Origin of the sequence: Halohasta litchfieldiae, from assembly GCF_002788215.1 — an archaeon.
Classification (GTDB): domain Archaea; phylum Halobacteriota; class Halobacteria; order Halobacteriales; family Haloferacaceae; genus Halohasta; species Halohasta litchfieldiae.
The window spans coordinates 2,389,375-2,413,127 of sequence record NZ_CP024845.1; the positions used below are offsets into that span (position 1 = coordinate 2,389,375).

Sequence of the window (23,753 nt, forward strand, 5' to 3'; positions counted from 1 at the left end):
TTAGATTCTCCTGAGCTTGAGATCCGTGTCGGCGAAGCGTGCTGGATCGAGTTCGCCCATGACATCGACGAGAACCGGATTGGAGGCCATCTCGGAGGCCGCAGCCATATAATCGAGTTGTTCGAACTCGTCGTGAGGAGTCGCCAAGAGCACACAGTCGGCATCTTGGAAACTCAACTCTGTTTGAACCGTAATCCCGAACTCGTCTCGAACAGCCTCGGCGTCGACATGCGGTTCGTAACCGACGATATCGACGTCATACTCTCGTAGCACCTCAATCGTTCCTTCGACTGCTGAGGTTCGAATATCGCCGACGTTGGGTTTGTACGCCAACCCCAGAATCATGACGGTGGATTTACCCATTACCTTGCCACAGTCGTTGAGAGCTTTGAGCGTCTCCTTGGCCACGTGTGTAGGCATGTGCTCGTTGATTTCACGAGCTTGTTGGATGAGCTTGGGATCGAAGCCGTTGCGCTTGGATTCGTAGATGATATAGAATGGGTCGACCGGAATACAGTGACCACCGACCAATCCAGGGGAGTACTCGTGGAAGTTCCACTTCGTCCCGGCGGCTTCGAGAACCGCGTGAGTGTCAATGTCCAAATTGTTACAGGTAATCGCGAGCTCGTTGACGAGCGCAATATTCAGGTCTCGCTGGATATTCTCGATGCATTTGGCCGCTTCTGCGACTTCGAGACTCAGTACCTCACAAAGCATCCTCGGCTAGCTGTTTCTGCGGCCTGAGTTCTGTGTCGAAGCGGTTGTACTGACGGTCTCGACGAGAGAATTACGGACGGATCGACGGAGAGCTGTCGCTGTCGGCGGCGGTCAGCCGCCGACGCGACAGCGTCGCCACTCACTCCGCTGGCTTGCTCGGTCGGTGGTTAGCGGTGGAATCGGTCGTCAGGTGGCCGATTCGCGGGGACGGCCCGACGCACCGCGAGGGCCGTCCACGCAGCTCGTCGAATCATATTGACGAACTCCTTGTACGGCCACCACCAGAGGCGACGCCCGCCTCGGCGGGGCGTCGCCACATACTCGTAGTGAAGGTACCGCCAGACGTTCTGTAAGAGGAGACTCACCACCACGTACAGCAGCCGTACCGTTGGATCTCGTGTTGTCGTTGTCGCTATCGCTTGCTCAAACAAGCGATAGCTTGACTCGATACCGAAGCGTTTCGAGTAGTGGTATCGAGCGTCCCGTGGTGAGTCGATGAACGGCGCGTCAGCGGCGTAGCCGTGACGCGCCACACCGTTCTCGTCATACTTCCCATTTAGGTACGTACAGTCGATGTAGACGGGAAAATCGACGGTCCAGCTGTGACCGTCGAGTTTCCCCGTCAGATCATGCTGAATGACGCGACTCCATCCTTCCGAGAGCTCTTGCTGAATCGCCTCACCCCACCGGATGATCGGGATCACGTACGCGTAATTGTGCGCCTGAAGCAGCGTGAGACACTTACTGTCGTAGAATCCGCGATCAAGGTAGACGGCCTTGACCCCGGCGTCAAGGCCGTCGAGGACACCGAAGAACTCAGCGAGGACACTACTTGCGGTATCGCCGTCTTTGAGACGGCGTACCGCCAGCGTGTAGCGTTTGTTCTTCACACGCGCGTAGAGTGTGGCATAGGCGTGGAACGCAGTGGTTCCACGCTTCGCTACCGAGTGATAGAGGCCGTCTGTGTCGTCTTCGTCACCGTAGTAGGGCCGCAGGTGGAGGTCTGCGCAGACCTCCACCTGTTCGGGGAGCAATTCATCGAGATCCTTTCGCAGGAGCGTGTTAGCGACTCGTTCGAGCCGTTCCGGCTCGAACTTCGTCCGAAGATGGTAGAGGACCGTGTTCCCAGCGGGTGAGTTCTGGCTCGACGCACAGAGCGTAGAGACAGAGGTCCCGTCGGCGCAAGCGCCGACGAGGACCTCATAGATGTCTTCAGCAGTGATTTCAGCGTTATTGGCTAACGAGAGCGAAACTTCCTCGTCAAGGCGGTTGACGAGAAAGTTAAGAAGCTGGTCCTCGTGGATCTCACCGTCTGCTTGTTTGGTTTTAGACACACCTTCAGCAAGCAGACGTTCTAACTAAGCGGCTTTGTGAAGTACTGAGATTTGCATAGGAACGAACCGATGCACCACCCCGCAGCTGAACGGTCCCCACATAGTCCCCGAAATCACTGCCTGCATGGGTTCCTGACCGCCCTCTCTCGCCGGTCGACCGCGGCTGGCGAGCTTGGTTGGGAGTCCCAGGCAGTGCGATACATACCGACGACCCATATTGGGTGCCTACCGCCGAACGGTAGTGACTGCATACACGCCCCGTTGGGTTCGCTCAGCTGTCGACACCGCACGGTCGAACTAATCGGGGCCACCGGTCCCCACCGGTGTTCCCGACTCCCCCCGCTGCATCCGTGACACATGAGTTCAAAAACAGCCCCCACCGAAGCAACCCAGACGCACAGTGACGACCCAACAACCCCTCCAACAACCGATGTCGAGACCGACAGTACGACCGCAGACCCCCTCTCGTTAGATCTGGTTTTCGAGGTGCTGAAAAACGAACGCCGTCGACGCGTGCTGAAATATCTCAGCGAAAGTAGTTCCGAGACAGTTTCGCTGAGTGATCTCGCCGAACACATCGCCGCCATCGAGAACGACAAACCCGAAAAGGCACTCTCCTCGCAGGAACGGAAACGTGTCTATGTCGGTCTCTACCAGTGCCATCTCCCGAAGATGGACGATACGAACGTGATCGATTTCGACGGCAACCGTGGGACGATAGCCCTCGGTGATAACGCCGAGCAGCTGTATCCGTTCCTCGATGCCGAAGACGAAGCCCAACGGCCGTGGCCGAAGTATTATCTGGCCCATACCGCACTGAGCCTCACGCTGTTTGGTGTTGGACTGCTGGTCGCGCCGGCAGTACTCACACCTGTGTTTGGCCTCTCGTTGCTCGGCTTCGGGCTTCTCGGATCCGCCCAACTCACTGCCGAGTAACCCGACACGCTCGCTGAGCGTTTCACAGAGCGATTCCCTACGTTTTGATCCAGCTACTAGTAACGTACGTATACCATTTTCCGTATTTCAGTACGGATTGATATCTGTTATGTTGGTCTCTCAGCCGCTGATTATGCCGATTCAGTACAGAGTATCCGACGCTTACTCGATTCGTTGGATCGGTGATGAACTGACAATGGATCTATAACAAAGCCGGTTGGACCCCCTGAGAAGGTGTTGACAGTCGCCGCTTCGAACAGCTGTGACCGTTTCCGAACAACAAACGATGACTACTCCGTCCACCCCTCCACGACGACTCCGAATCGATACGCAATTAACCCCTGATCGGCTCCTGGACCTGCCCACCGAGAGGGTCGACTAATGTGTGGAATCACCGGTCGCATCCGATCCGGCAACGCCGTCGAGGATCTGATGGCTGGCCTCGAAAACCTCGAATATCGCGGCTACGACTCCGCAGGGCTTGCGATACAGAACGGCCACGGGATCGACGTGCTGAAATGTGAGGGTGAAGCAGATCAGCTCCGCCGGCTCGTCGACCAACACCGGCCCAGCGGCTCGATTGGCATCGGCCACACCCGATGGAGTACCCACGGGCCGCCGACCGACGAGAACGCCCACCCACACACCGGCATGACCGACCGTGTCGCGGTCGTCCACAACGGTATCATCGAGAACTACGATGTCCTCCGTGAGGAGCTCAAAGACCGCGGCCATGAGTTCACCAGTGATACCGACACTGAGGTCGTGCCACACCTCGTCGAGGAGTTCCTCGACGATGGTGCCGAACCATTCGATGCCTTCATGAGCGCGGTCGACCGCCTCGAAGGCAGCTACGCGCTGGCGATGATCGTCGAGGGCACCGACGCGATCTTCGCCACCCGGAACGGCTCGCCGCTGGTGGTCGGGCTGGCCGACGACGGCTTCTTCCTCGCGAGCGACGTGCCGGCGTTTATCGAGTTCACCGATCAGGTGATCTACCTCGAAAACGAGGATGTTGCGGTCCTGCGGCCCGATTCCTATGGGATCTTCGACCGGTCGGCAACTGCCGTCGACCGCCCGGTCGACACCATCGAATGGTCCTCCGAAGACGCCGAGAAGTCGGGCTACGACCACTACATGCTCAAGGAGATCCACGAACAGCCCGCCTCGCTCAACCAGACGATCCACGGCCGGTTCGATCCCACCGACGAGTCGATCACGCTCGATGACTTCGAGCCGGGGGAGTTCAGCGATATCTCCCGTGTCGAGTTCGTCGCCTGTGGAACTTCCTACCACGCTGCCCTCTACGGCTGTCACCTGCTTGGCCAGCGTGGGATTCCAGCCTACGCCCACCGTGCCGGCGAGTACGCCTCGAACCCGATGCCGGTCGACGACGAGACGCTGGTGATCGGCGTTACCCAATCGGGCGAAACCGCCGACACGCTCGAATCGCTCCGGCGACTTGAGGATACCCCCGCCCGGACATTGGCGTTGACGAACGTCATTGGGTCGACCGCGGCCCGCGAGACCGATGACGTGCTGTACATCCGCGCTGGTCCCGAGATCGGCGTCGCGGCGACCAAGACCTTCTCCTCACAAGTCACCGCGCTTGCGCTGCTGTCCGAGCGGCTCCACCGAGATATTACCGGTGAACCCAGCGCACACTCCTCGGGGCTGCTGCAGTCACTCGGCGCGCTCCCCGAACAGATCGAGTCGATCCTCGACAGCGATCCGACCGCCGAACTCACCCGGAAATATCAGGGGATGGATGCCCACTTCTTCATCGGCCGCGGGATCGCCCACCCGGTCGCGCTCGAAGGGGCGTTGAAATTCAAGGAGATCACCTACGAACACGCCGAAGGCTTTGCGGCCGGACAGCTCAAACACGGCCCGTTGGCGCTGGTCACGCCGAACACGGTCGTGATCGCGGTGTTCACCGGTGATCACGACGAGAAGACGCTCAACAACGTCCGAGAGGTCCAAGCTCGCGGGGCATCGGTGATCGGTATCGCTCCCGAAGACGCCACGGAGGTCGCCGCGACCGTCGACGATCTGATTCCGATCCCGTCGTCGACACCGGAGCTCAACGGACTACTGGCGAACGTCCAGCTCCAACTGCTGTCCTACCACTTCGCCAACCGACTCGAACGCTCCATCGACAAACCACGAAACCTCGCGAAAAGCGTCACTGTCGAATAACGTCTTCGACAGCTACCGGCAGCGGTCTTGTTTTCCTCGCTGATCGTCGACCGAGTCGAAACGCTAGTGAACATAACAGTACATGTGACAAACGAGTGTCTGTCGGTGAGATTCACCTACGCCGGTATGAGCTATCACTCACAGGCGATGGCGAGCTCGTGATCGAGTAGGGAGCCCGTACGAGACGAGCGAGTGGGCTATGGCCCGAGTAGTCAGTGGCTCACCGAGAGTATGAACCGCCTACCTAAGCCGAATGGTCGACAGTTCCACCCATGTTTGGAACGGGCGGTATCCGAGGGCCGGTCGGCGCAAGTATCGGGACGAGTCTGGCGATTCGGTTGGGTCGTGCCCTCGGCACCACTGCTGATTCGATTGTCGTCGGCCGGGATGTGAGAGACAGCGGTCCCATGTTGGAACACGCACTCGTGTCTGGGATCGTGGAGTGTGGCGGTTCGGTGATCCGCGTCGGTGTCGAGTCGACGCCGACGATAGCCCGGAGCGTGCCGTGGCTCGATGCCGACCTCGGCGTGGTAATTACCGGCTCACACAACCCGGCCGGGGACAACGGGTTCAAACTCCGAACCGAAACCGGTCGCGCGCTCGACCGTGATCGCTACCGGTCGCTCGTCCGGCGGGCCAACGCTGGGACTGTCACCCCGGCTGCTCCCGACGAGATCGGTCACTCGACACGGCGTACTGATCTCCGTGAGCGTCACCACCAGCGGCTCTGCTCACAGTTCGATGCCGTCGAGGGGCTCTCGGTGGTCGTCGACCTCGGCAACGGCACCGGGCGGCTGACTGCCGACGTGTTGGCCGAGTTGGGCTGTGACGTCACGACACTCAACGGCCACCGTGACGGAAGCTTCCCCGGCCGCGGGAGCGAGCCGACAGCCACCGCCTGCGAGCGGCTGAGCCGGACCGTCAAAGCGACTGACGCCGATCTCGGCATTGCCCACGATGCGGACGCCGACCGGCTGTCGGCGGTCGACGAGACCGGACGGTTCGTCCCCGGCGACGAGCTATTCGCGCTGTTTGCCGCCCGAGCGGCCAAGCAAGGACAGTCAGTCGCGCTCACTGTCGACACCAGTTCGCTTGTCACCGAAGCCGTGCGTGCTGCCGGCGGCAAGATCGTTCGCACCGGTGTCGGCGAGATGTCTGTTGCCGATGGGATGGACGACCAGCGAGTTGCCTTCGGTGGCGAACCGAGCGGCCTGTGGATCTGGGACGACGAAACTCGGTGTCCCGACGGCCATTTCGCGGCCTGCAAACTGGTCGAACGCATTGCGACCGAGGGCCCGCTGTCGACACAGCTTGCGCCGTTCGGCGACCGGTACACCACGCGTCGGAGCTGTCTGGATGCGGGGGCGAAACACGATGCGATAGATCGTATTCGCCGTCGACTCAACGGGGAGTACGACCGGATCGACACCACCGACGGCATCCGAATCGAAACCGACGACGGGTGGTTTCTCATCCGGGCCAGCGGCACCGAATCCGTCGTCCGAATCACGGCCGACGCCGCCGACACCGAGACTGCCGACCGACTGTTTGCTCGGGCGGAGTCGCTCATCGAATCGGCAGCACTCTCGGTCTGACTGCGGTCTACTATAAAAAAGAATACGGATCGCTACTCGGCGGGAACCGAGACGTACTCGTCTTCCCACTGTTTGCGCTGTTCGATCAGCTCTTGGCCTTTCTCGGTGAGTTCGTAGTAGTTCGTTCGCTGATCGTGGCGTCCTTTCTCGACGAGTCCGTAGTCGACCAGTGTGTCGAGGTTCGGATACAGACGGCCGTGGTTGACGTTGTCGACGTGTTTCTCGATCTCGCGGCGGACCATTTGACCGGATGGGCGACCGAGGCCTGCAATGACGTACAACAGGTCTCGCTGGAAGCCGGTCAGTTCAAACATACGGGTCATGCAGATAGACGGTCATCCCGTACCATCTTGTTAGTTACTGCTGAGAGGTGATATGTAGTAATTTACCGCCACAGCCCAGTATGCCCACCATGTACCCTCTCGTGGGGGCGGAAGTAAGCCAATCTGAACTGTTTATGCCGACGCAGTCGTGCGATTGCAACGATTGCAACGATACTCAACCACTCTTTCAACTGGGTCAATAATCTCTGAATGACCACCTTACCAGACATTTTGATGACAGTAGCATTGCCGTCTGTCGATCCTACGACTGCTGTCGAATTTTGACTAAACGATATTTCGTACGTATAAAAATTGTTGTGGATAAATCATTTGTAGTGGGGTTGCGTATTGGTCCGCTATGGTTGTGGAGATCTGTCTGGGTGGAGAACTAACTGCGTCGACGGATCATGGATGAGCAGGCTGGTGGCCGGTGTCTTAGTCTGTGTGGTGCTGTTGGCCACCGCTGGGCACGCGGCAGGCGCGACCGTCGACGCCGCACAGGCTCCAGCCGACCCGACCACCCAACTCGCCGATGATCTCTTCGAGGAGCGAGTCGGCGAACCCACACTCGATGTGTTCCTCACTGATCGGACTGTCGCCCCCGGTACGGAGACGACCGTCGAGCTCACGATTGTAAACACAGGCAGCATTGAGGAGGGGTCGAGCCTCGATACGGAGACGGCGACCGCACGCGGTGTCAGTATCGCGGTCGACGACGAGGACGCCCCGGTCGACGTCACGACCGGCGATACCGGCGTTGGCTCGATTCCGCCCGGTGAAGCGGTGTCGGTTCCGGTGACAGTGACTGCTCCGGCATCGAATGACGATGAGAGCGGTGAACTCGATGTCGATGTCGAGTACACCTACACGGAGGTCGAATCCGCGGCCGACGATGAAACGGAGTCCGAATCGTTCGACGTGCCGATCACTGTCCAAGAGGGGTCCCGATTCGAGATCGAGGATGCCGACACTGACGCGCAGGTCGGCACTGATGGTACCGTCGAAGTCGACATCGAAAACGTGGGGGAGGCAGACGCCGACAACGTCCGTGTCACCGCTCGCTCACCCACTGGTGGAGTGACGGTCGGGGCCGGAAACGGCGGTGGCCCAGCCACTGGTCCGAACGGCGGGGATCAAAACAGCGCAAACGGGCCCAACTCGTCGGTCGACGCCGTCGACTCACCATCCGGAACACCGGGCGAAGCCGGGAGGTCGACCGCGGAATCAGGCGCTTTCCTTGGCGAGTTAGAGGACGACGACTCCGAGGACGTGCAGTTCGATACGCGAATCGACTCGGATCTCAGCGTCGAAAGCTATCTGCTCGAACTCACCGTCGTCTACGAGGACGAGGACGGTATCTTGCGTGAATCGCCGCCGCTTGCGACTGCCGTCGAGCCAACCGGTGCTCAAACGTTCGAGATCGAGAACGTCACCAGCACGCTCGCGGTCGGTGAAAGCGGGACAATCACTGCTGACCTCGAAAACACAGGTCCCGAAGACGTCGAGACTCCGGTTGTTCGCGCCGAGCCGGCCTCCGAACGGATCGATATCGGGGAGTCACGGGTTGCCCTCGACGATCTCGACGACGACGAGTCGACCGAGGTTACCTTCGAGGCCGACGTGAGCGGGCAGGCTGATCCAGGTCCACGCCAAGTAACGTTTACCGTCGAATATGGGGCCAACGGTGATCGGCTCGAAAGCGATCCCGCCGTTCGACAGGTCGACGTTGCTGCCGACCGGTCAGCATTCTCCATTGGTGCCGAGGACAGTGCCATTCCGACTGGGACGACCGAAACCGTCCGGCTGAACGTAACGAACAACCGAGCTGAGACGGTGTCGGACCTCAACGTCTTTCTCTACCCCGATGGGCCACTCAGTGTCGACACCGACGAGGCGTTCATCGCCGAACTCGACCCGGGCGAAACCGAGACCATCGCTGTCGAGGTTTCGGTCGACGAGACAGCCACCCAACGAGCCTATCCGCTCGAAGTCGACATCCGGTACGACACCGAGACCGACGAGGATCTCATCTCCGAGGTGTATCAACTGCCGGTGACCGCCACCGAACCACCGCCCGATGACGGTCTCCTCCCGTCGTTCCTCTCGCTGATCGGCCTCACAATGATCGCTATCGGTATCACCGTCGCCGTTCGGTGGCACCGCTGAGATGTGGGACCCCGACCGCACCGTCGACTGGATCGCCGAGGCAACTGTCGAGCGCGCGGTGCCGATCCTCGTCGGAACCGCGCTGGTGACTGTCCTGTTTGCGGGCGGGGTCGGCCTCGTCGATCAGGAGGCTGGCACCGATCAGTTCACCGAGGAGGTACCCGCCCAAGCCGCGTTGGAGGAGATCGACGAGGAGTTCGAAGGGTCGGTCGGCGACAGCGAAACCACTGCCCAGCTGTTCATCGAGAGCGACAACGTGGTTTCCCGGCCCGCCCTCATCCGACTCCTCGAAACCCAACGTCGACTCGAAGCCGACGGCACGCTCCGCGTCAGCGAGACGACCAGTCACGCCGACCGGATCGCAACCGAACTCGATGACAACGCCGAGACCGCCGCCGACCGAAAGCGGGCCATCGAGGACGCGACCGACCGGGAGCTGTCGGCCGCAATCGCAGCGGTCGACGATAGCGATACGTTCGAAACCCAGCTCTCGACTGACTACAACCCGACGACCCAGTGGGCCTCAACTGCACGCGTCACAGTCGAGTACGACGTGCCCGAGTCGGTCCAGACCAGTCGACTCCAGACGCTCCAGGCCGACAGCGCGGCTGTCATCGATGAGACCCCGAGAAACGATATCGGCGACAACGCCTATCTGTTCGGAGAGGGAATCCTTCAGACAGAGATAACCGCACTGCTCACAGATACCGCAATCGTCGTGTTCCCGGCCGCACTCGGCCTCATTCTGTTGTTCCTTCTCGTTGCCTACCGTGATCCAATCGATCTCTTCCTTGGACTTTCGGCGCTCCTGTTGACACTTGTCTGGACCTTCGGATTCATGGGCTATGCCAGTATCCCGTTTTCGGATGCTATCGTCTCGGTGTTTCCGTTGCTGTTGGCTGTTGGTATCGATTTCGGCATTCACGCGATCAACCGCTACCGCGAGGCTCGACTCGACGAGATACCGGTCGACGAGGCGATGGCAGGATCAATGGCACAGTTAGGCACTGCCTTCCTGCTGGTGACGATGACGACAATCGGGAGTTTCGTGGCAAACCTCACCAGCCCACTCGGATCACTCCGTGATTTCGGCATCGTTGCGGCGGTCGGCATGACATTCACGTTCGTCATCTTCGCCATCTATCTGCCCGCCGCAAAGGTGACTGCCGACCGCCTCAGAGGTCGACTCCCGATTCCTGAATTTGGGACGACACCAATCGTCAGCGAAGGCTCGCGGCTGGCCCGCGGGCTTTCGGGTGGTGTCTCGATTGCCCGGACCGCACCGGTAGCGTTCCTCCTTTTGGTTGTGCTTACCGCAGGGGTAGCCGGTGCCTACGGATCGGGCGTCGACACTGAATTCTCCGAGGAAGCGTTTTTTCCCTCCGAAACGTGGATCGACCGCTACGACCGACTCCTCGAACCGTTTGCACCGTCGACCTACACCTTTCTGGACACCATCGATATTCTCGAAACCGAGTTCGACGAGTCGACCTCCGGCGGTGTGACGATCTACATCGACCAACCCGTTCGTCGTGACCACTCCTTGGAGCGGATCGACCGCATCGGGCGGGACCCACCGGCTAGCTTCGAGCAGTCAGCCCCCGGCGAGGCAGAAACCGAAAGCATCCTGACGGTAATCGAGCGGGAGCGGGCGGCCGACCGGACGTTCGACCGACTGGTCGAGCGGCGCGACCGACTCGGAACCGATGTTCCTGACCGAGATCTCGAGACAGTCTACGACGCCGTGGAGGCCTCACGGCCCACCGAGACTCGCCGCTATCTGTCGGCCAACCGTGAGAGCGCGCGCGTCGACATCGCAGTCGACCCCGATGCCGAGACGCCGACAGTCGTCGAGGATGCACAGTTCATCGCCGACCGGACGCCACTGTCGGCGGTGGCAACCGGCGACCGCGTCGTCCAACAGGAGGTAATTAACGCCACGTTGGACTCAGCGATCCGAAGCCTCGTCGTCGCGTTCCTGCTCACTACAGTTGTACTGCTCGTTAGTTATCGCCTCCTTGAGGGACAGGCCAGCTATGGGCTGGTGAATCTCGTCCCTGTTTTGGTAACGGTCGGGCTTCTGTTGGCATCGATGCGGTTCCTCGGAATCCCGTTGACACCGATCAATGCCCCTATTCTGTCGATTTCGATTGGATTAGGCGTCGACTATACGGTGCATTTCGTCCATCGGTTCGTCGACGAGTTCGAGAACCGGGAGCTGTTTGCTGCCCTGTCGGCCACGGTCACCAGCGCTGGCGGGGCGCTCACTGGAAGCATGGTGACGACCGTCTCCGGAATCGGCGTGCTGGCGGTTGCGTTGATTCCGCTCATCCAGGAGTTCGGTATTCTGATCGCGCTGGGTGTCGGGTACGCCTATCTCACCTCGCTATTGGTGACGCCCTCCGTGATCGTCGTCTGGGATCGGTGGCGAACGTCCTCGGGCTAAGTATCGAGCAGATCCGGCTCTAGGGGCCGACTTTCCTCCCAGTAGCGACTGTATACCTCCTGTGCCCAGTCAGTTACTTCGGGATTGTCAGTGTCAAGTGCAGCCTGCAGTCGACCGTTGTCGTCCCGAACCAGCAGGCTCACCACGCTATCGGTGAGTGTCACTGCCAGCGGGACCGGGCCATCGTAGATCCGGACGGTTGCGGTCTCGCTGTCGAGGAGTTCTCGGAGCAGGCCGGCGAGCGCCGCGTCATTGGCGACCGGTTTGATTGCTGCGGCCGAAAACACGGCCTCGAAGGAGCCGCCGGCTGCAACCCAGTCGGTGACTGCTTGGAGCGTCCGGTCGTTGAACGCATGCGAGAGGATTTTGACTTGCTCGGCGTCCTCGATGAGGTCGATCACACGACTGACTGGTGCGCCGGGGCGCGTCTGACTCGGTACGGTGATCGTCGACTCCTGAAGCGCTCGCAGATCGAACGTCAGTTCCTCGGTCGGAAGCCACTCGACGATCTCTCGGAGTTTGCGTTCCGTTTCGAGAAGGCTGTAGAAATCCCCGAAACCATCGGCCACCAGTCGACCGGTTGGGGTCGCTTCGTACCCATCTGGACCGGGTGTGACCCAGTGTCGTTCCTCGAAATCCCGCAGAATCCGCCCCAACGTCGGCTGGGACGCACCGGTTGCCGCACCGAGCTCTTGGCGCGTCTGTGGTCTCTTGGCCAACTGACTCAGCACGTCGACCCGATTGGTCGACAACGCGAGAAACTCGATCTCGTCGAGTACCGGGTCCATACCCCGTGTTGTCGTCCCCGTTCCAAATCAGTTTCGTCGCGGTTTCACGCCATGAAACAATAGCCTGACGTGAGATTACTACACGGAGTGGTCGACTGTCGACGTGTGGATGGCTTTCTTGCTATGAAATTATTTCTGAATTAATTTATACGGCTCTGGGTTCTACAGTGTTGTAATGACTACCACCGACCACCAAACTGCTGGCTCGATTCGTCGAGGGCAAGCGACTGGAGGCGTTCAGTTTTGGCACTGAACCACCGCCTGTTGCTCCGGTTTTTGCTCGTGAGTATCTTCTTCGGTGGTACCTTCGTCGCGGCGAAAGCCGGACAGGCCTACATGCCGCCGCTGCTGCTCGTTGCGGTCCGATTTGATGTCGCTGCAGTGGTGCTGCTTGGCTACGTTGTACTGACTCGAAGTCCTTCGGAGTGGCTCCCGAAAACCCGTGCCGACGTTGCTGGCATCTTGGCGGCGGGGGTTTTCGCTATCGGCCTCGCCAACGGCCTGCTGTTCGTCGGGCAGGGGTCGGTAACCAGCGGTATCGGGGCGATCCTATTCGCACTCGTACCAATCTTCGCACCGCTGTTCGCCAGTGGACTGCTGAGCGACGAACGACTCTCGACCGGGGGCGCAGTCGGGACGCTCGTCGGTCTCGTCGGCGTCGGTCTCGTGATCGACATCACGCCCGCGACGGTCGTCGAGACGTTCAACGGCGGTGCGATGGTCATCCTCGCTGGCGCGGCCAGCCTCGCCTTCGGGACCGTGCTGATCCGCCGAGCTGACGCCTCGCTGTCGAGCACCGTACGGACTGCGTGGGCGCTGCCAATCAGTGCCGTCCTGCTCCACGCGCTCAGCCTCGGGGCCGGAGAGTCGCCCGCCGCCGTCGACTGGACGCTCGGCGCGATACTCGCTGTTGGCTACCTTAGCATCCTCGCAGGTGCGGTTGCCTACATCCTCTACTTCGGACTGCTCGACGAGATCGGTGCGACCCACACCAGTCTCGTCTTCTATGTGAGTCCGATCTTCGCCACGCTCGGTGGCTGGCTCCTGCTCGGTGAGTCGCTGTCGATGACAACAGTTACTGGCTTCGGGGTTGTCGTCATTGGCTTCGTCATCATCGGCCACGAGTCGCTCGCGCCGGTGGTCCGCCGGACGGTTGCCCGCTCGACTGGGCGCTGGCAGTTCGAGGCGTTCTCCCAACACGAGAACCACAAGCACGACTGACCCCAAGCAAACTTTCGACTCACGTTATAGCGCTGTCGACTCGTTTTCGACCAAGCCCACGAGCACGGGGTCCGACGGTCGACGTTGGCGACGGCGGCAACGAAATCGGGATGGGCGTGGTCCAGTCGACCGTCGAAGCCGAAATCACATACGGCGAGACAATTGCCTGTGTGACGCCGGTCGACCATCTCGTCGTGGCTGGTGTCTCCAACTGGGGAGCCTACGGCATCGTCGCCGCACTGTCGGTGCTTACTGGGGAGAATCTACTGCACAGTGGCGATACTGAGCGTCAGTTGTTGGCTGCGTGTGTGGAAGCCGGGTGTGTCGACGGTGTGAGTGGGGAGCCTGAGCTGTCTGTCGACGGGATTCGAAGTGGGATTCGAAGTGGGATTCACGAAGGGGTTGTCGACGTTTTATCGGGTATTTGTGAAGCTGAACGCTCCAGATCAAAGTGATAGAGTGAAAATGCTCTGCTCGTCTATTGTGCCGCTGAAAAGTGGATTGGGGTGGATTTGAACCACAGTCACTCCCTTCGGTCGTTCCCTGCTTCAAATCCGCCAGTCGACCATTTCGATTTCACGGACGCTTCGCTACGCTCAGCGTTGCGAGAAATTAGAAATGGGTTAGGGCGGATTTGAACCGCCGGCCTGCTCCGTGTGAAGGAGCCGTCATAACCTGGCTAGACCACCAACCCGCACTCACTGCTACCTGTCGACCGGACTTAAAAGCTTCTGTCCGAACCGGGCGACGGCTCGCCACTGTAGCACATCGAAAAAGACGGAACTGCGCCGTTAGACTGCCTGCTCGTCAGGCTGCCGGGAGCCTCGCACACGACGCGTCGCCTGTTTGACGGTTCGCTTTGCAGCAACACGAGCACGTCCAGCACGCGTCTCCGGCTCGGCGGGTTCGTCGACTTCCGTGCCGAATTTCGCCCGAACACGTCGAGCAACTGGCTCCAGCTCCTCGCTCAGACCGATTTTGAGGTGCGATGCGGCGCGGCCGAGGTAGTATCGTGCGTCACTGAAGTGCTTGTTCATATTTGACCAAATGCGGGCAACAGATATAGCCTTTGTGCTGAACGTTATTTAGGCCAGCCTAAACCGCAAACTTGACAAAGGTTTAGGCGAACCTAAAGACACGGTCGGTGGAGTGGCTTGCCACCGCCGCATGTATCGCCTCCGTCCGCCGGGTCGACGGCACCGTGGGTATCGACTGATGACATGACCCGGATTCGGCCGCCACAGCGAACTCATCCGTCTGTCCCAACAGACTGTGGCGGTCTGCGGCCCCGTTTTGTAACACTAGTCCCGCACGCTCAGTAGCTCGGCGACTCCTCAGGAATCCCGTCGCGGGCGTTGACGAGCCGCGCGAAGGTGAACAGCCCATCGGAGAGCCGATTGAGATACGTTACCGCCTCGGCGTTGATCGGCTCGTTTTGGGCGAGTTCGACCGCCCGGCGCTCGGCCCGGCGGGTGACCGCCCGCGCGTGGTGGAGGGCGGCCCCTGACTCACTGCCACCCGGGAGGATGAACGACGTGAGCGGCTCCAACTCCTCGTCGGCGCTATCGATCCACGCTTCGAGTTCGTCGACGTGTTCCGCGCGAATTTGTGGATCGTCCTCCCCCGGCTCAGGCGTCGCAAACTCCGATTGGATGATGTGGAGATGGTTTTGGACCGACTCCAGCCAGTTGTCGATGTCGTCGTAGCCGCTGGGCCGGGCTGTCCCGATCAGAGAGTTGGCCTCGTCGACGACGCCGTAGGCCTCGATCCGCGGATTGGTTTTCGAGACGCGAGAGAGATCTCGAAGGTCGGTCTCGCCCTCGTCGCCACGGCCGGTGTAGATCGTCATCTGTGACCCCCATCGCTGTCGGCAGTCTGTGCTGTGTGCATACACTACTCTTTTGGAGCAATCAGCAAGTAGTTTGGTACAGTCCGGCTCGGAGTCATTCGGTGTCGTGATCCTCGAAGCGCTCAATTGTCGACCGCCAGTCGTCGGGAATCGGTGTCGGCTCGTCTTCCTCGTAATCGTACAACACCTGTACCACGGTCGCGGTCGCCACGACATCCCCGTCGGCCCGGAGTTCGTACTCAGTCGTGAGACTCGTCGTCCCGATTTTCGGAACCCTGATTTCAACTACCAACTCATCGCCGAGTTCAATGGGCTGTCGGTAATCGATTGACAGCGAGGCAACGACGGTCCCGACAGTATCGAGATCAATATCGAGAACCCGTTTGAAATAGGCCACTCGGGCCTCCTCAATGTAGCTCGCGTGGACCGCGTTGTTGACGTGCCCTAAGGGATCGAGATCACGGAACCGAACCGGCACCGGGATCGTAACCGGATGGTCGACATCCATACTGGTCCGTTGGGTGCCATCCATATGTACGCTCGGGACTGTCGACTCCTCTCCGAGTGCGACTGAGGTGTTGCTTGATTCTAGCCAGTGTACCAGTCTCATATGACCGATTCGTGTCGACCCACGCGATCTGTGTTTCGTCTCTGAAGGCTGGTACAGTGACTCTGCCAATCGATCTCATTATGCTGATTTCCCTATTCTATATAGCAAAATATAGTTTATACGTGTGGTGGCGCCCGGATGACTGTCCCGGATGACCCAATATCTTAACACACCACGGTCCTACGTTGGGCGTATGAGCCTCGAAATCAGTCACGACTGTCCCGACTGTGATACCGAAGAGACGTTTTATCGAGCCGCCAGCACGACGCTCCATCTCGGAGAGAAAACCAAATGGAGATGTACGACCTGTAGCTACACCTTTGTCAAAATCAACGGCATCGACAGTTCGGCTGCGTGAACACGGCGAGATCACCAGCGGTACTGTGTTGGCCTCTTCTACGGGTTTGAAACTCGGAACGTACCGCACGCCCAAAAGTGTCGACGTGGTCGGATGACCTATCGGTCGAGGGGTGAGCTAATCGACTCGTTCAATCTCCGTTCGTGACCGAAGAGTGGGGTACAGAGCTCGAATAGAAAACCGTCGGTCATGCCCAACGTTTCAATCAACAGGCAGCGCTTTGGGTGCCCGAACGATTCGATTTTCGTCGTCCGTCGTCGGCTGGGTCATGGAGATTGCTGGCTTCTTATTTTCTTCGCGCGTGCGACCCCAGAAAGTGGCCACCTCGTCCGACTCCAATTGGCGACGTAAACCAGCCGACTACTAAGTTAGTTGGTCGGCTCTCCACAAATAAACTGTATGTGGCTATACAAATTTCGGTACCAGAGCTGCGCCGTCGACTCACCGGCGACGAGTTCAGAGGGGTAGTTGTCGGCCACCAGTTCGCCGTCGTCGTCTTCGGTCAGCAGATACAGCTCCGAGAACTGCTCGCCATCCGGCGGGACGGCGACCGCATAGGAAACGCTTCCGAGGGCAAGCAGCACACTGACCACAAGCAGGATATTCAGCGCGGAATCGCCCCGTGTCTCAGGCTGCAACAACTCACTGCGTCCCGCTTCGATCCACGCCTGATAGGGAACCGAAAACCGTTCGTCGACCGAGAGCGCAGCCCGTCGACGGGCCGCTATTGCGGTTGCGCCGAGCGTGAAACCAGCGACCTCGACCATGCCTTTCGGTTTCTCTTCGGTGAGCGGTCGGAGCCGCGTTCGCCTGCCGCGAGGACAACTGCTTGTATCATCCCTGGATTGTCAATCTAAATATAAATGGATACTCATCGTACTGATTTGGATACTATCTGCAACAGCTGTGTGATATCTGATATTGATTAAATCTCTCAACAGGATATTTTTATCCAACTATATCGCAGTATTTCAACCATGAGCGGCTGAATTACTGCTATCGTTTTTGCGACCAGAACTTCGCAACTGTCTACTTACTGTCTAAAACTAATCTACGAGTAGTAGCCCCCGTGTGGATCGCTAAAATCGTCGACAACAACTGACTCACACCGACCTTGTCAAAATAGCGTGGGGCCGATCAGTCGGCTGGCTGCTCGGGTTCGATCTCGACGTTGAGACAGCCACAGGCATCGAGCTCCGGATCGAAACAGTCGGGGCATTCGGGTTTGCGGTCGATGATCGTATCGAGCCGTTCGGCGACGGTGCCGTCGATGACGCTTTCGAGCTCGTGAGCCTCCTCGCGGAACTCCTCGACACCCAGAACGTTGACGAGGAAGCGCTGGATGATACAGTAGGTCTGTAGCGCGTCACGGGCACGGACGATCCCCTCGTCGGTGAGACTGACGCCCTTGTATTTCTCGTGTTCGGCCAACTCACGGCTTTCGAGTTTGCCGATCATCTCGTTTGCGCTGGCGGGACTGACATCGAGCATATCGGCGACCCGGCCGGTTGCGGCGGGGCTATTGTCCTGTTGTTGAATCAGATAGATCGCTTTGAGATACTGGTTCGCCGTGTTCATTCGCGTTCCTCCATGATTGTAGTAACTTCCTCGACGCCATCGCTTTCTTCTTCTCTCAGGCCACGGAGGACCGCAAGTAGCTGCTCGCGGTCGACCGAGAACGACGCCTCACTGGCTTCGATGGCCTCGATCAGATCGTCGTAAAACTTGTAGGCGGTCTCCTCGTTGCAAAGCTGGTCGTAGAGGACGCCATCGAAATCGTCGGGCTTGGTCTGTCCGTAGCGGGCCTCGACGAGCGTTTCGATCTCGTCGAAGGGAACGCTGTCGACGTTCAATCCCTCGATGAGATCCTCCAGTCGCTTGCGGTGGTCAGCGGACTCCTCGGCGGCGTGTGAGAGCAACGCCTCGATTTCTGCGTCGAGGGTGCGGTCTTCCTCGGCAAGCGACTGATAATGCCGGGAGGCGCGGGCCTCGACCACCTCTTCGAGGACGATCCCGATCTGGAGCAGTCGCGCCAGCTGGCGGTCCGACCACACCTGCTGACCGAGACTCACTGGTTGCTCCCGTCCGATACTGCTGGGTTCATATCACACTATCAGCGCGTCGGTAACTTACCGTTTTCCCTCCGAGAGTCCGTGTGTGACACAACACTGCAAAAATCCGAACCGTTGCCACCGAGAAATTGACGTGAGTAGTGAACTGCGAGATGAGTTATCGGTCCTTGAGTCGTCCGACGAACAGTGCCAACACAGGGACGATTTCGAGTCGACCGATCCACATGAGGAAGATCATGAGGAATTTCGAAAGGTCTGAAAACTCTCGAAAGCTTCCAAACGGACCGAGCGAGCCGAACCCCGGTCCAATGTTCCCGAGTGTTGCCAGCGAGGCACTGATTGCCTCCAAGGTCGACAGTTCGTAGCCGATGCGTGCCGAGTCGAGGCTCAGAAACACCGCTGCGACTCCAAACAGGAAGATGTAGAGCAGTGTAAACACCATGATGCCGCGGATCGCATCCTCGTCGACAACCTGTCCGCCGAGTCGAACCGGACTGACAGCATCGGGATGGATGGTGGTGTACAGCTCCCGGCGGATCGCCTTCAGCGTAATAAGCCAGCGAACGACTTTGACACCTCCACCAGTCGAGCCAGCCGACCCACCGATGAACATCACAAAGAGCAACACAACCTGTGCATGTTCATCCCACTGTGCAAAGTTGGCAGTCGCATAGCCAGTCGAGTTCATCAGTGAGGCGATCTGGAATGCTGCCTGTCGGATCGTATTCTCCGTCAGCCCCTCTGTAACCCCACCGAGTTCCATCGCTGGCGCGGCCCCACGGACCAGAATCACCGACAGCACGGCGATAAGCACGCCAATCGCTCCCATGTACCACCGGAATTCGGGATTGTCGACCATGGTTCGGAACTCGCCTCTGAGAACGTGCCAGAACAGCGCGAAATTGACGCCTGCGATCACCATAAACGGGATAATGATCCACTGGACAACCGCACCGAAGGCTGCAATACTGTCGGCCTGTGGTGAGAATCCACCGGTCGGAAGCGTGGAGAACCCATGGGCAATCGCGTTGTACAGGTTCATATTGGGTGCGAACCCGAGCAAATGGGCCCCGTACAGTAGACCGATCAACACCAGCGTGAAGCCGAAATAGATCAGCCACAGTGCGCGGGCAGTTTCAGCGATTCGTGGCGTGAGCTTCTGGAGTTCCGGCCCCGGTGCTTCCGACTCCATCAGTTGGGCTCCGTTGACTGCGAGTTCCGGCAGGATGGCGATCATCAGGACGATGATACCCATCCCACCGAGCCACTGGGTAAGCTGTCGCCACATCAACACCGCATGTGAGTGGCGGTCGAAGCTGAGTTCGGCAGTCACCGTCGACCCCGTTGTCGTCACGCCGCTCATCGACTCGAAGAGCGCATTGATCGGGAGGCGAAGCATAGATTCGGTCCCATACCCGGCAAGCAGATACGGGATCGATCCGACAACAGCGACAGCAAGCCACGACAATGAGACGAGCAACAGTGCCTCGGTTGGCCCGAGATCTGGGTCCTTATCGAGTCGTTCGAGACCGAACCCAACGAGCAGCGTAATCCCGATTGCGGCGACGAACACCCAGATGTCTCGCATGTAGATGATCGAGACCATGAGCGGAATTACCATCGTCACGGCGAGATATTTGATGATGGTTCCGACCATGCTCACACTCGCAACCCAGTCAACTCGCCATTTCATACCAAGGACTCCATATATGCAGTTACAATCACGTGATTCGGTACGTCCCTATCAACGCTTCGGGACTGGATTCTCCGTACGGAGTCGACTCATCTCGGTACACCAATCGGTGAGAGACCCACGAACAGACCACCTAGGTGTACAAACAGCTTCGAACAGTGTTGCCAAGCAGACGACTACCGTTACAGGAGGTCGAGGCGAATGCCACGGGGGTGGGCAGCCACTCTCGCAATGAACGGGAGAAACAGCGACGAGAAGTCGCCACGGCCGAGTGACGCACTCTTATAATGACGAGAATCTCTGTTTCTCGAAGAAGTTGCCTCCGAGGCGGTTCACCGCCCGAACAGTCGATCCATAATCGACCGCTGGGATGGTCGCTCGGCCAGCAGGACCGAACAGTCGACATCGTTGAGCACGTCGAAGGCCAGCGAGCCACGGACGAGCCGCGAGAGCAGCCCCTCGCGGGTGGCTCCGATGATCACCATCGACCGATCTTCGGCATGGTGGGCAATCGAGCCCTCGATGTCGCCGGAGTCGTCGACGATTTGGGTCGCCTCGTCGAGCCCATGGTCGGCGGCCCACTCCGAGAGGAACGTTTCGCCTGCCTCGCGTTCGGAGTCGTCGTCGACAACGTGGAGCAGTGAGACATCCGACCCACGCTGAAGCAGGATCCGGGCGATTTCGGCACTGAGGTCCGAACTGGCACCGCCAGCAGTTGGCAGCAGCACGTTCGACAGATCGAACCCGCGGTCTTTCAGCACGAGGAAATCACACGGCAGATTGCTCGTGAGTTCGTCGATTGGCCCCTCGACGCGGCCAGCTGACAGCGGTGAACCGGGGTTCCAACCCATCACGACCAGATCCGCCTTGTCAGTTTTGGCGGCATCGAAGACTTCCTCGAAGGATCGATGGGAGAGAATCGTCTTCGTCTCGACGTTTGCACCGAAGGTTTCGGCATCCTCGCGGGCGGCTTCCAGCAGTTTCTCGGATTCGGCATCGATCCGGTCGACGTGCTCCGAACCTGCATACAGCGGCGTCTGATCCGGCACTTGGACGATGTGGGTCGCGACGACCGTGCCGTCGTTGGCCTTGGCAAGGAGGCTCCCGAGTTCGATCAGGTCGCGCTCGGTTCGGGGGTTCGACAGCGGCACCATCACGCGGTACTCGCCGCCATCAGGTTTGACAGAGGAGGCCGCAGAGACCGCTGCGTCGGGCATCTCCTCGGAGCGCGAGAGAATGTACTCCGAGAGCACGCCCTCGCTGGTCGTCCGCGAGCGAGCATACACGAGATACCAGACGACAGACAGCGCCACGAAGACCGCACAGAGGAGGAGCGAACTCCGTGGCTGAATAAAGCCGATCAACGCAAACGAGAGGACCGCACCGAGAATCGGCACAATCGGGTACAGGGGGACGGTGAAATCCGGTTCGTACTCGTCAGGATCGGCCTCGCGCATCACGATCAGACCGATGTTCAGCAGTCCGTAGACGACCAAGTGGAGGACGCTCCCCGCGGTCGCCAACAGTTCGAGATTGCCGACGAGGATGAACAGGACAATCAGTACGCCCGTGAGCGCGATTGATTTGTACGGCGTTCCGAACCGCTCGTGGACCTCGTTGAGTTGCGGTGAGACGATCTTATCGCGGCCCATAGCAAAGTTGATCCGCGACGACGAAAGAATCGAGGCGTTTGCCGAGGAGGCGGTTGCCAACAGCCCACCGAACAGCAGTGCCAACGCCCCCAGTGGCCCCATCAGAATCTGGGCCACGTCGACCACGGCGGTATCGTTGCCGGCCACGACGCTGTTGGGGACCGCAGCCAACACGGCCAGTAGCACCAGCGCGTAGATGACGGTGACGATGACGACGCTGCCGACAATCGCAATCGGCAGATTACGTCCGGGATCTTGGATTTCCTCGGCGACCGAAGTAATCTGGACGAACCCCAAATAGGAGACGAAAATGAGTCCGGTGAGCGGCAGCAGCGGTGTGTACCCCTGCGGATCGATTGGCCGGAGTGTCTGGAGATCAGCATTGAGGACCCCGAACAGCGTAAAGACTGTCAGAATCCCCATCAGGATAAACACGATAATGTTCTGGAGTTTGCCAGTTTCTTTCGCGCCGAAGTAGTTGACGGCGACGAAAAAGACCGCGCCGAGAAGCGCGATGATTTTCGCACTTGACAGTGGAATCGGAGCCAAAATGAGACCGGGGATTTCGAGCGCTGCAATGACGAGATCACCGAACGGAGCCGCCGAGACGATCTCGGTCAACAGCGGTTTGAAAGCAATGACGTACTGGCCGAAGCCGAACATGTAAAACGCCGAGGCGAAGGTGAGCCCGATCCAGTTGCCCCAGCCAGCAATCGAGCCGAACAGCGGCCCGAGCGAGCGATTGATATAGAAGTAGGCACCACCCGATTTCGGCATCGCTGTGCCGAGTTCGCTGGCCGACAGCGCCGTAAAGATCGCAATAACGCCACCGAGGACGAACGCCCCGGCTGCAAGCGGTCCTGCCTGCTGGACAGCCTCCCCCGGCAGGACGAAAATCCCAGCCCCGATCATCGTCCCGATTCCGATGGTCAGTGCCGAGGTGAGCGTCAGGTCTTTGGCGAGTTCTTCGTCACTCATGTCGACCCTCCCGCTGGCCGTACCTGTCAGCGTACTGGCCTGCTACTGGTGTGTGAACCGAAGAGAGATACTCAAACATAGTAGTGGATTAGTTTCGGCTTCCTTAATCGGTTCGACTGACCAGAGAACCGACAGCCTCGACCGATGGTGGTTCTGTCGACTATTCGCATTGTAGCAGTCCGTATCCGTGTTCTGTACTTAATATGTTCGACAGCTATCTACTGATCACGCAATACTGTATATAAACTCCTTTTTGATGTCGTATTTGTAGTCTTGTATGATACGTATTTGATGAGCGGCAGTGGCAGTGACTGGTGGATAGCACGCAACACTTTTCTTACTCGTTTGTGTTCGTCTGGTATGGCTCAGCCAGTCGACACAGCACTGTTGTCTCATGTTCTCGTGCCCGTTGCGACGGCCGAAGACGCGCGAGCGACTGCCCAACGGCTCGCCCCATACACCCCCGACCACGTGACCGCACTCCACGTCGTCGAAAAGGGTGGTGGCTCTCCGGATAAGACACCCGTCGAGCAGTCCGAAGAGATGGCCGCGGAGGCGTTTGCGGCCGTCCGTGAGGAGTTCCCCGATGCAGAGACACACACCGCCTACAGCCGGAACGTCGTGAAAGCAATCTTTGAGGCCGCCGAGGAGGTCGACGCAAGCGCCATCGCCTACCGTTCTCGTGGCGGCAACCGACTCGTCCAGTTTTTGTCCGGCGACCGCTCGCTCAAACTCGTGACGCAGGCCGACCGGCCTGTGATCGCACTGCCGCGTGTCGACAGCGACGACGAGTAGCCACTCTCTACGCCCGAGTAA

20 protein-coding genes, 1 tRNA gene and 1 pseudogene are annotated in these 23,753 nt (G+C 59.2%); 9 read left to right on the plus strand and 13 right to left on the minus strand.

Annotation, left to right across the window (positions count from 1 at the left end):
* Both HALTADL_RS12090 and HALTADL_RS12100 read right to left on the minus strand, forming a co-directional pair.
* Nucleotides 1-717, minus strand: a complete 717-nt coding sequence (locus HALTADL_RS12090) for a nucleotide sugar dehydrogenase (protein ID WP_089673977.1) — start codon at nt 715-717, stop codon at nt 1-3.
* A 167-nt stretch (nt 718-884) separates the two neighbouring features.
* Nucleotides 885-2,051, minus strand: coding sequence for an ISH3-like element ISHla1 family transposase (locus tag HALTADL_RS12100; RefSeq protein ID WP_009486633.1), 1,167 nt, complete (start codon nt 2,049-2,051; stop codon nt 885-887).
* A gap of 357 nt (nt 2,052-2,408) precedes the next feature.
* Here HALTADL_RS12100 and HALTADL_RS17835 point away from each other — a divergent pair, with 357 nt between their 5' ends.
* The 3 genes from HALTADL_RS17835 to HALTADL_RS12115 all read left to right on the plus strand — a co-directional run bounded on the left by HALTADL_RS17835 (nt 2,409) and on the right by HALTADL_RS12115 (nt 6,781).
* Nucleotides 2,409-2,987 carry a DUF7344 domain-containing protein gene (locus HALTADL_RS17835; protein WP_218143638.1) on the plus strand — a complete coding sequence of 193 codons (579 nt, stop codon included), beginning with the start codon at nt 2,409-2,411 and terminating at the stop codon, nt 2,985-2,987.
* A gap of 381 nt (nt 2,988-3,368) precedes the next feature.
* Entirely contained in the window at nt 3,369-5,186 is a 1,818-nt protein-coding gene (glmS, locus tag HALTADL_RS12110; RefSeq protein ID WP_089671002.1) for a glutamine--fructose-6-phosphate transaminase (isomerizing), read from the plus strand.
* A 272-nt stretch (nt 5,187-5,458) separates the two neighbouring features.
* Nucleotides 5,459-6,781: a phosphohexomutase domain-containing protein gene (locus tag HALTADL_RS12115; RefSeq protein ID WP_089671003.1), complete on the plus strand. Its 1,323-nt coding sequence runs from the start codon at nt 5,459-5,461 to the stop codon at nt 6,779-6,781.
* A gap of 32 nt (nt 6,782-6,813) precedes the next feature.
* Here the strand turns inward: HALTADL_RS12115 and HALTADL_RS12120 are convergent, their stop codons facing one another.
* Entirely contained in the window at nt 6,814-7,095 is a 282-nt protein-coding gene (locus HALTADL_RS12120) for a PadR family transcriptional regulator (protein WP_089671138.1), read from the minus strand.
* A gap of 432 nt (nt 7,096-7,527) precedes the next feature.
* Here HALTADL_RS12120 and HALTADL_RS12125 point away from each other — a divergent pair, with 432 nt between their 5' ends.
* Both HALTADL_RS12125 and HALTADL_RS12130 read left to right on the plus strand, forming a co-directional pair.
* Nucleotides 7,528-9,270 carry a COG1361 S-layer family protein gene (locus tag HALTADL_RS12125; protein ID WP_089671004.1) on the plus strand — a complete coding sequence of 581 codons (1,743 nt, stop codon included), beginning with the start codon at nt 7,528-7,530 and terminating at the stop codon, nt 9,268-9,270.
* A 1-nt stretch (nt 9,271) separates the two neighbouring features.
* Entirely contained in the window at nt 9,272-11,716 is a 2,445-nt protein-coding gene (locus tag HALTADL_RS12130) for an efflux RND transporter permease subunit (protein ID WP_089671005.1), read from the plus strand.
* On the opposite strand, the gene HALTADL_RS12135 is transcribed toward HALTADL_RS12130, so the two are convergent.
* Nucleotides 11,713-12,504, minus strand: a complete 792-nt coding sequence (locus tag HALTADL_RS12135) for a helix-turn-helix transcriptional regulator (protein ID WP_089671006.1) — start codon at nt 12,502-12,504, stop codon at nt 11,713-11,715. The genes HALTADL_RS12130 and HALTADL_RS12135 overlap by 4 nt on opposite strands.
* 243 nt (nt 12,505-12,747) lie before the next feature.
* Here HALTADL_RS12135 and HALTADL_RS12140 point away from each other — a divergent pair, with 243 nt between their 5' ends.
* Together HALTADL_RS12140 and HALTADL_RS12145 are read left to right on the plus strand one after the other, a co-directional pair.
* Entirely contained in the window at nt 12,748-13,725 is a 978-nt protein-coding gene (locus HALTADL_RS12140) for a DMT family transporter (RefSeq protein WP_245708352.1), read from the plus strand.
* Nucleotides 13,726-13,757: 32 nt separating this feature from the next.
* The gene (locus tag HALTADL_RS12145; protein WP_265472957.1) at nt 13,758-14,180 is read left to right on the plus strand and encodes a glutamate cyclase domain-containing protein; all 423 of its coding nucleotides are present in this window, start codon (nt 13,758-13,760) and stop codon (nt 14,178-14,180) included.
* A 164-nt stretch (nt 14,181-14,344) separates the two neighbouring features.
* On the opposite strand, the gene HALTADL_RS12150 is transcribed toward HALTADL_RS12145, so the two are convergent.
* The 4 genes from HALTADL_RS12150 to HALTADL_RS12165 all read right to left on the minus strand — a co-directional run bounded on the left by HALTADL_RS12150 (nt 14,345) and on the right by HALTADL_RS12165 (nt 16,184).
* Nucleotides 14,345-14,419, minus strand: a tRNA-Val gene (locus tag HALTADL_RS12150).
* Between the two features lie 97 nt (nt 14,420-14,516).
* Nucleotides 14,517-14,762, minus strand: a complete 246-nt coding sequence (locus HALTADL_RS12155; protein WP_089671008.1) for a DUF7553 family protein — start codon at nt 14,760-14,762, stop codon at nt 14,517-14,519.
* A gap of 278 nt (nt 14,763-15,040) precedes the next feature.
* The gene (locus HALTADL_RS12160) at nt 15,041-15,574 is read right to left on the minus strand and encodes a cob(I)yrinic acid a,c-diamide adenosyltransferase (RefSeq protein WP_089671009.1); all 534 of its coding nucleotides are present in this window, start codon (nt 15,572-15,574) and stop codon (nt 15,041-15,043) included.
* 94 nt (nt 15,575-15,668) lie between these two features.
* Complete coding sequence (locus tag HALTADL_RS12165; protein WP_321166912.1) at nt 15,669-16,184, minus strand: acyl-CoA thioesterase; 516 nt, start codon at nt 16,182-16,184, stop codon at nt 15,669-15,671.
* Nucleotides 16,185-16,377: 193 nt separating this feature from the next.
* Between HALTADL_RS12165 and HALTADL_RS17840 the strand changes: the two genes are divergently transcribed.
* Nucleotides 16,378-16,542, plus strand: a complete 165-nt coding sequence (locus tag HALTADL_RS17840; protein WP_177171895.1) for a DUF7838 family putative zinc beta-ribbon protein — start codon at nt 16,378-16,380, stop codon at nt 16,540-16,542.
* A 437-nt stretch (nt 16,543-16,979) separates the two neighbouring features.
* Here HALTADL_RS17840 and HALTADL_RS12170 read toward each other — a convergent pair.
* The 5 genes and pseudogenes from HALTADL_RS12170 to HALTADL_RS12190 form a co-directional block, all read right to left on the minus strand.
* Nucleotides 16,980-17,309 (minus strand): annotated as a pseudogene (locus HALTADL_RS12170) (DUF1616 domain-containing protein); the annotation flags it as partial.
* 370 nt (nt 17,310-17,679) lie between these two features.
* Nucleotides 17,680-18,120: a metal-dependent transcriptional regulator gene (locus HALTADL_RS12175; protein WP_089671012.1), complete on the minus strand. Its 441-nt coding sequence runs from the start codon at nt 18,118-18,120 to the stop codon at nt 17,680-17,682.
* Nucleotides 18,117-18,614, minus strand: a complete 498-nt coding sequence (locus HALTADL_RS12180; RefSeq protein ID WP_089671013.1) for a ferritin family protein — start codon at nt 18,612-18,614, stop codon at nt 18,117-18,119. The genes HALTADL_RS12175 and HALTADL_RS12180 overlap by 4 nt, the downstream gene beginning before the upstream one ends.
* A gap of 157 nt (nt 18,615-18,771) precedes the next feature.
* Nucleotides 18,772-20,307 (minus strand): TrkH family potassium uptake protein, encoded by a 1,536-nt coding sequence (locus HALTADL_RS12185; RefSeq protein ID WP_089671014.1) that lies wholly within the window; start codon nt 20,305-20,307, stop codon nt 18,772-18,774.
* 332 nt (nt 20,308-20,639) lie between these two features.
* Entirely contained in the window at nt 20,640-22,937 is a 2,298-nt protein-coding gene (locus HALTADL_RS12190; RefSeq protein WP_089671015.1) for an amino acid permease, read from the minus strand.
* A gap of 360 nt (nt 22,938-23,297) precedes the next feature.
* On the opposite strand from HALTADL_RS12190, the gene HALTADL_RS12195 reads away from it, so the two are divergent.
* Nucleotides 23,298-23,732, plus strand: coding sequence for a universal stress protein (locus HALTADL_RS12195; protein WP_089671016.1), 435 nt, complete (start codon nt 23,298-23,300; stop codon nt 23,730-23,732).
* Nucleotides 23,733-23,753 lie beyond the last annotated feature (21 nt).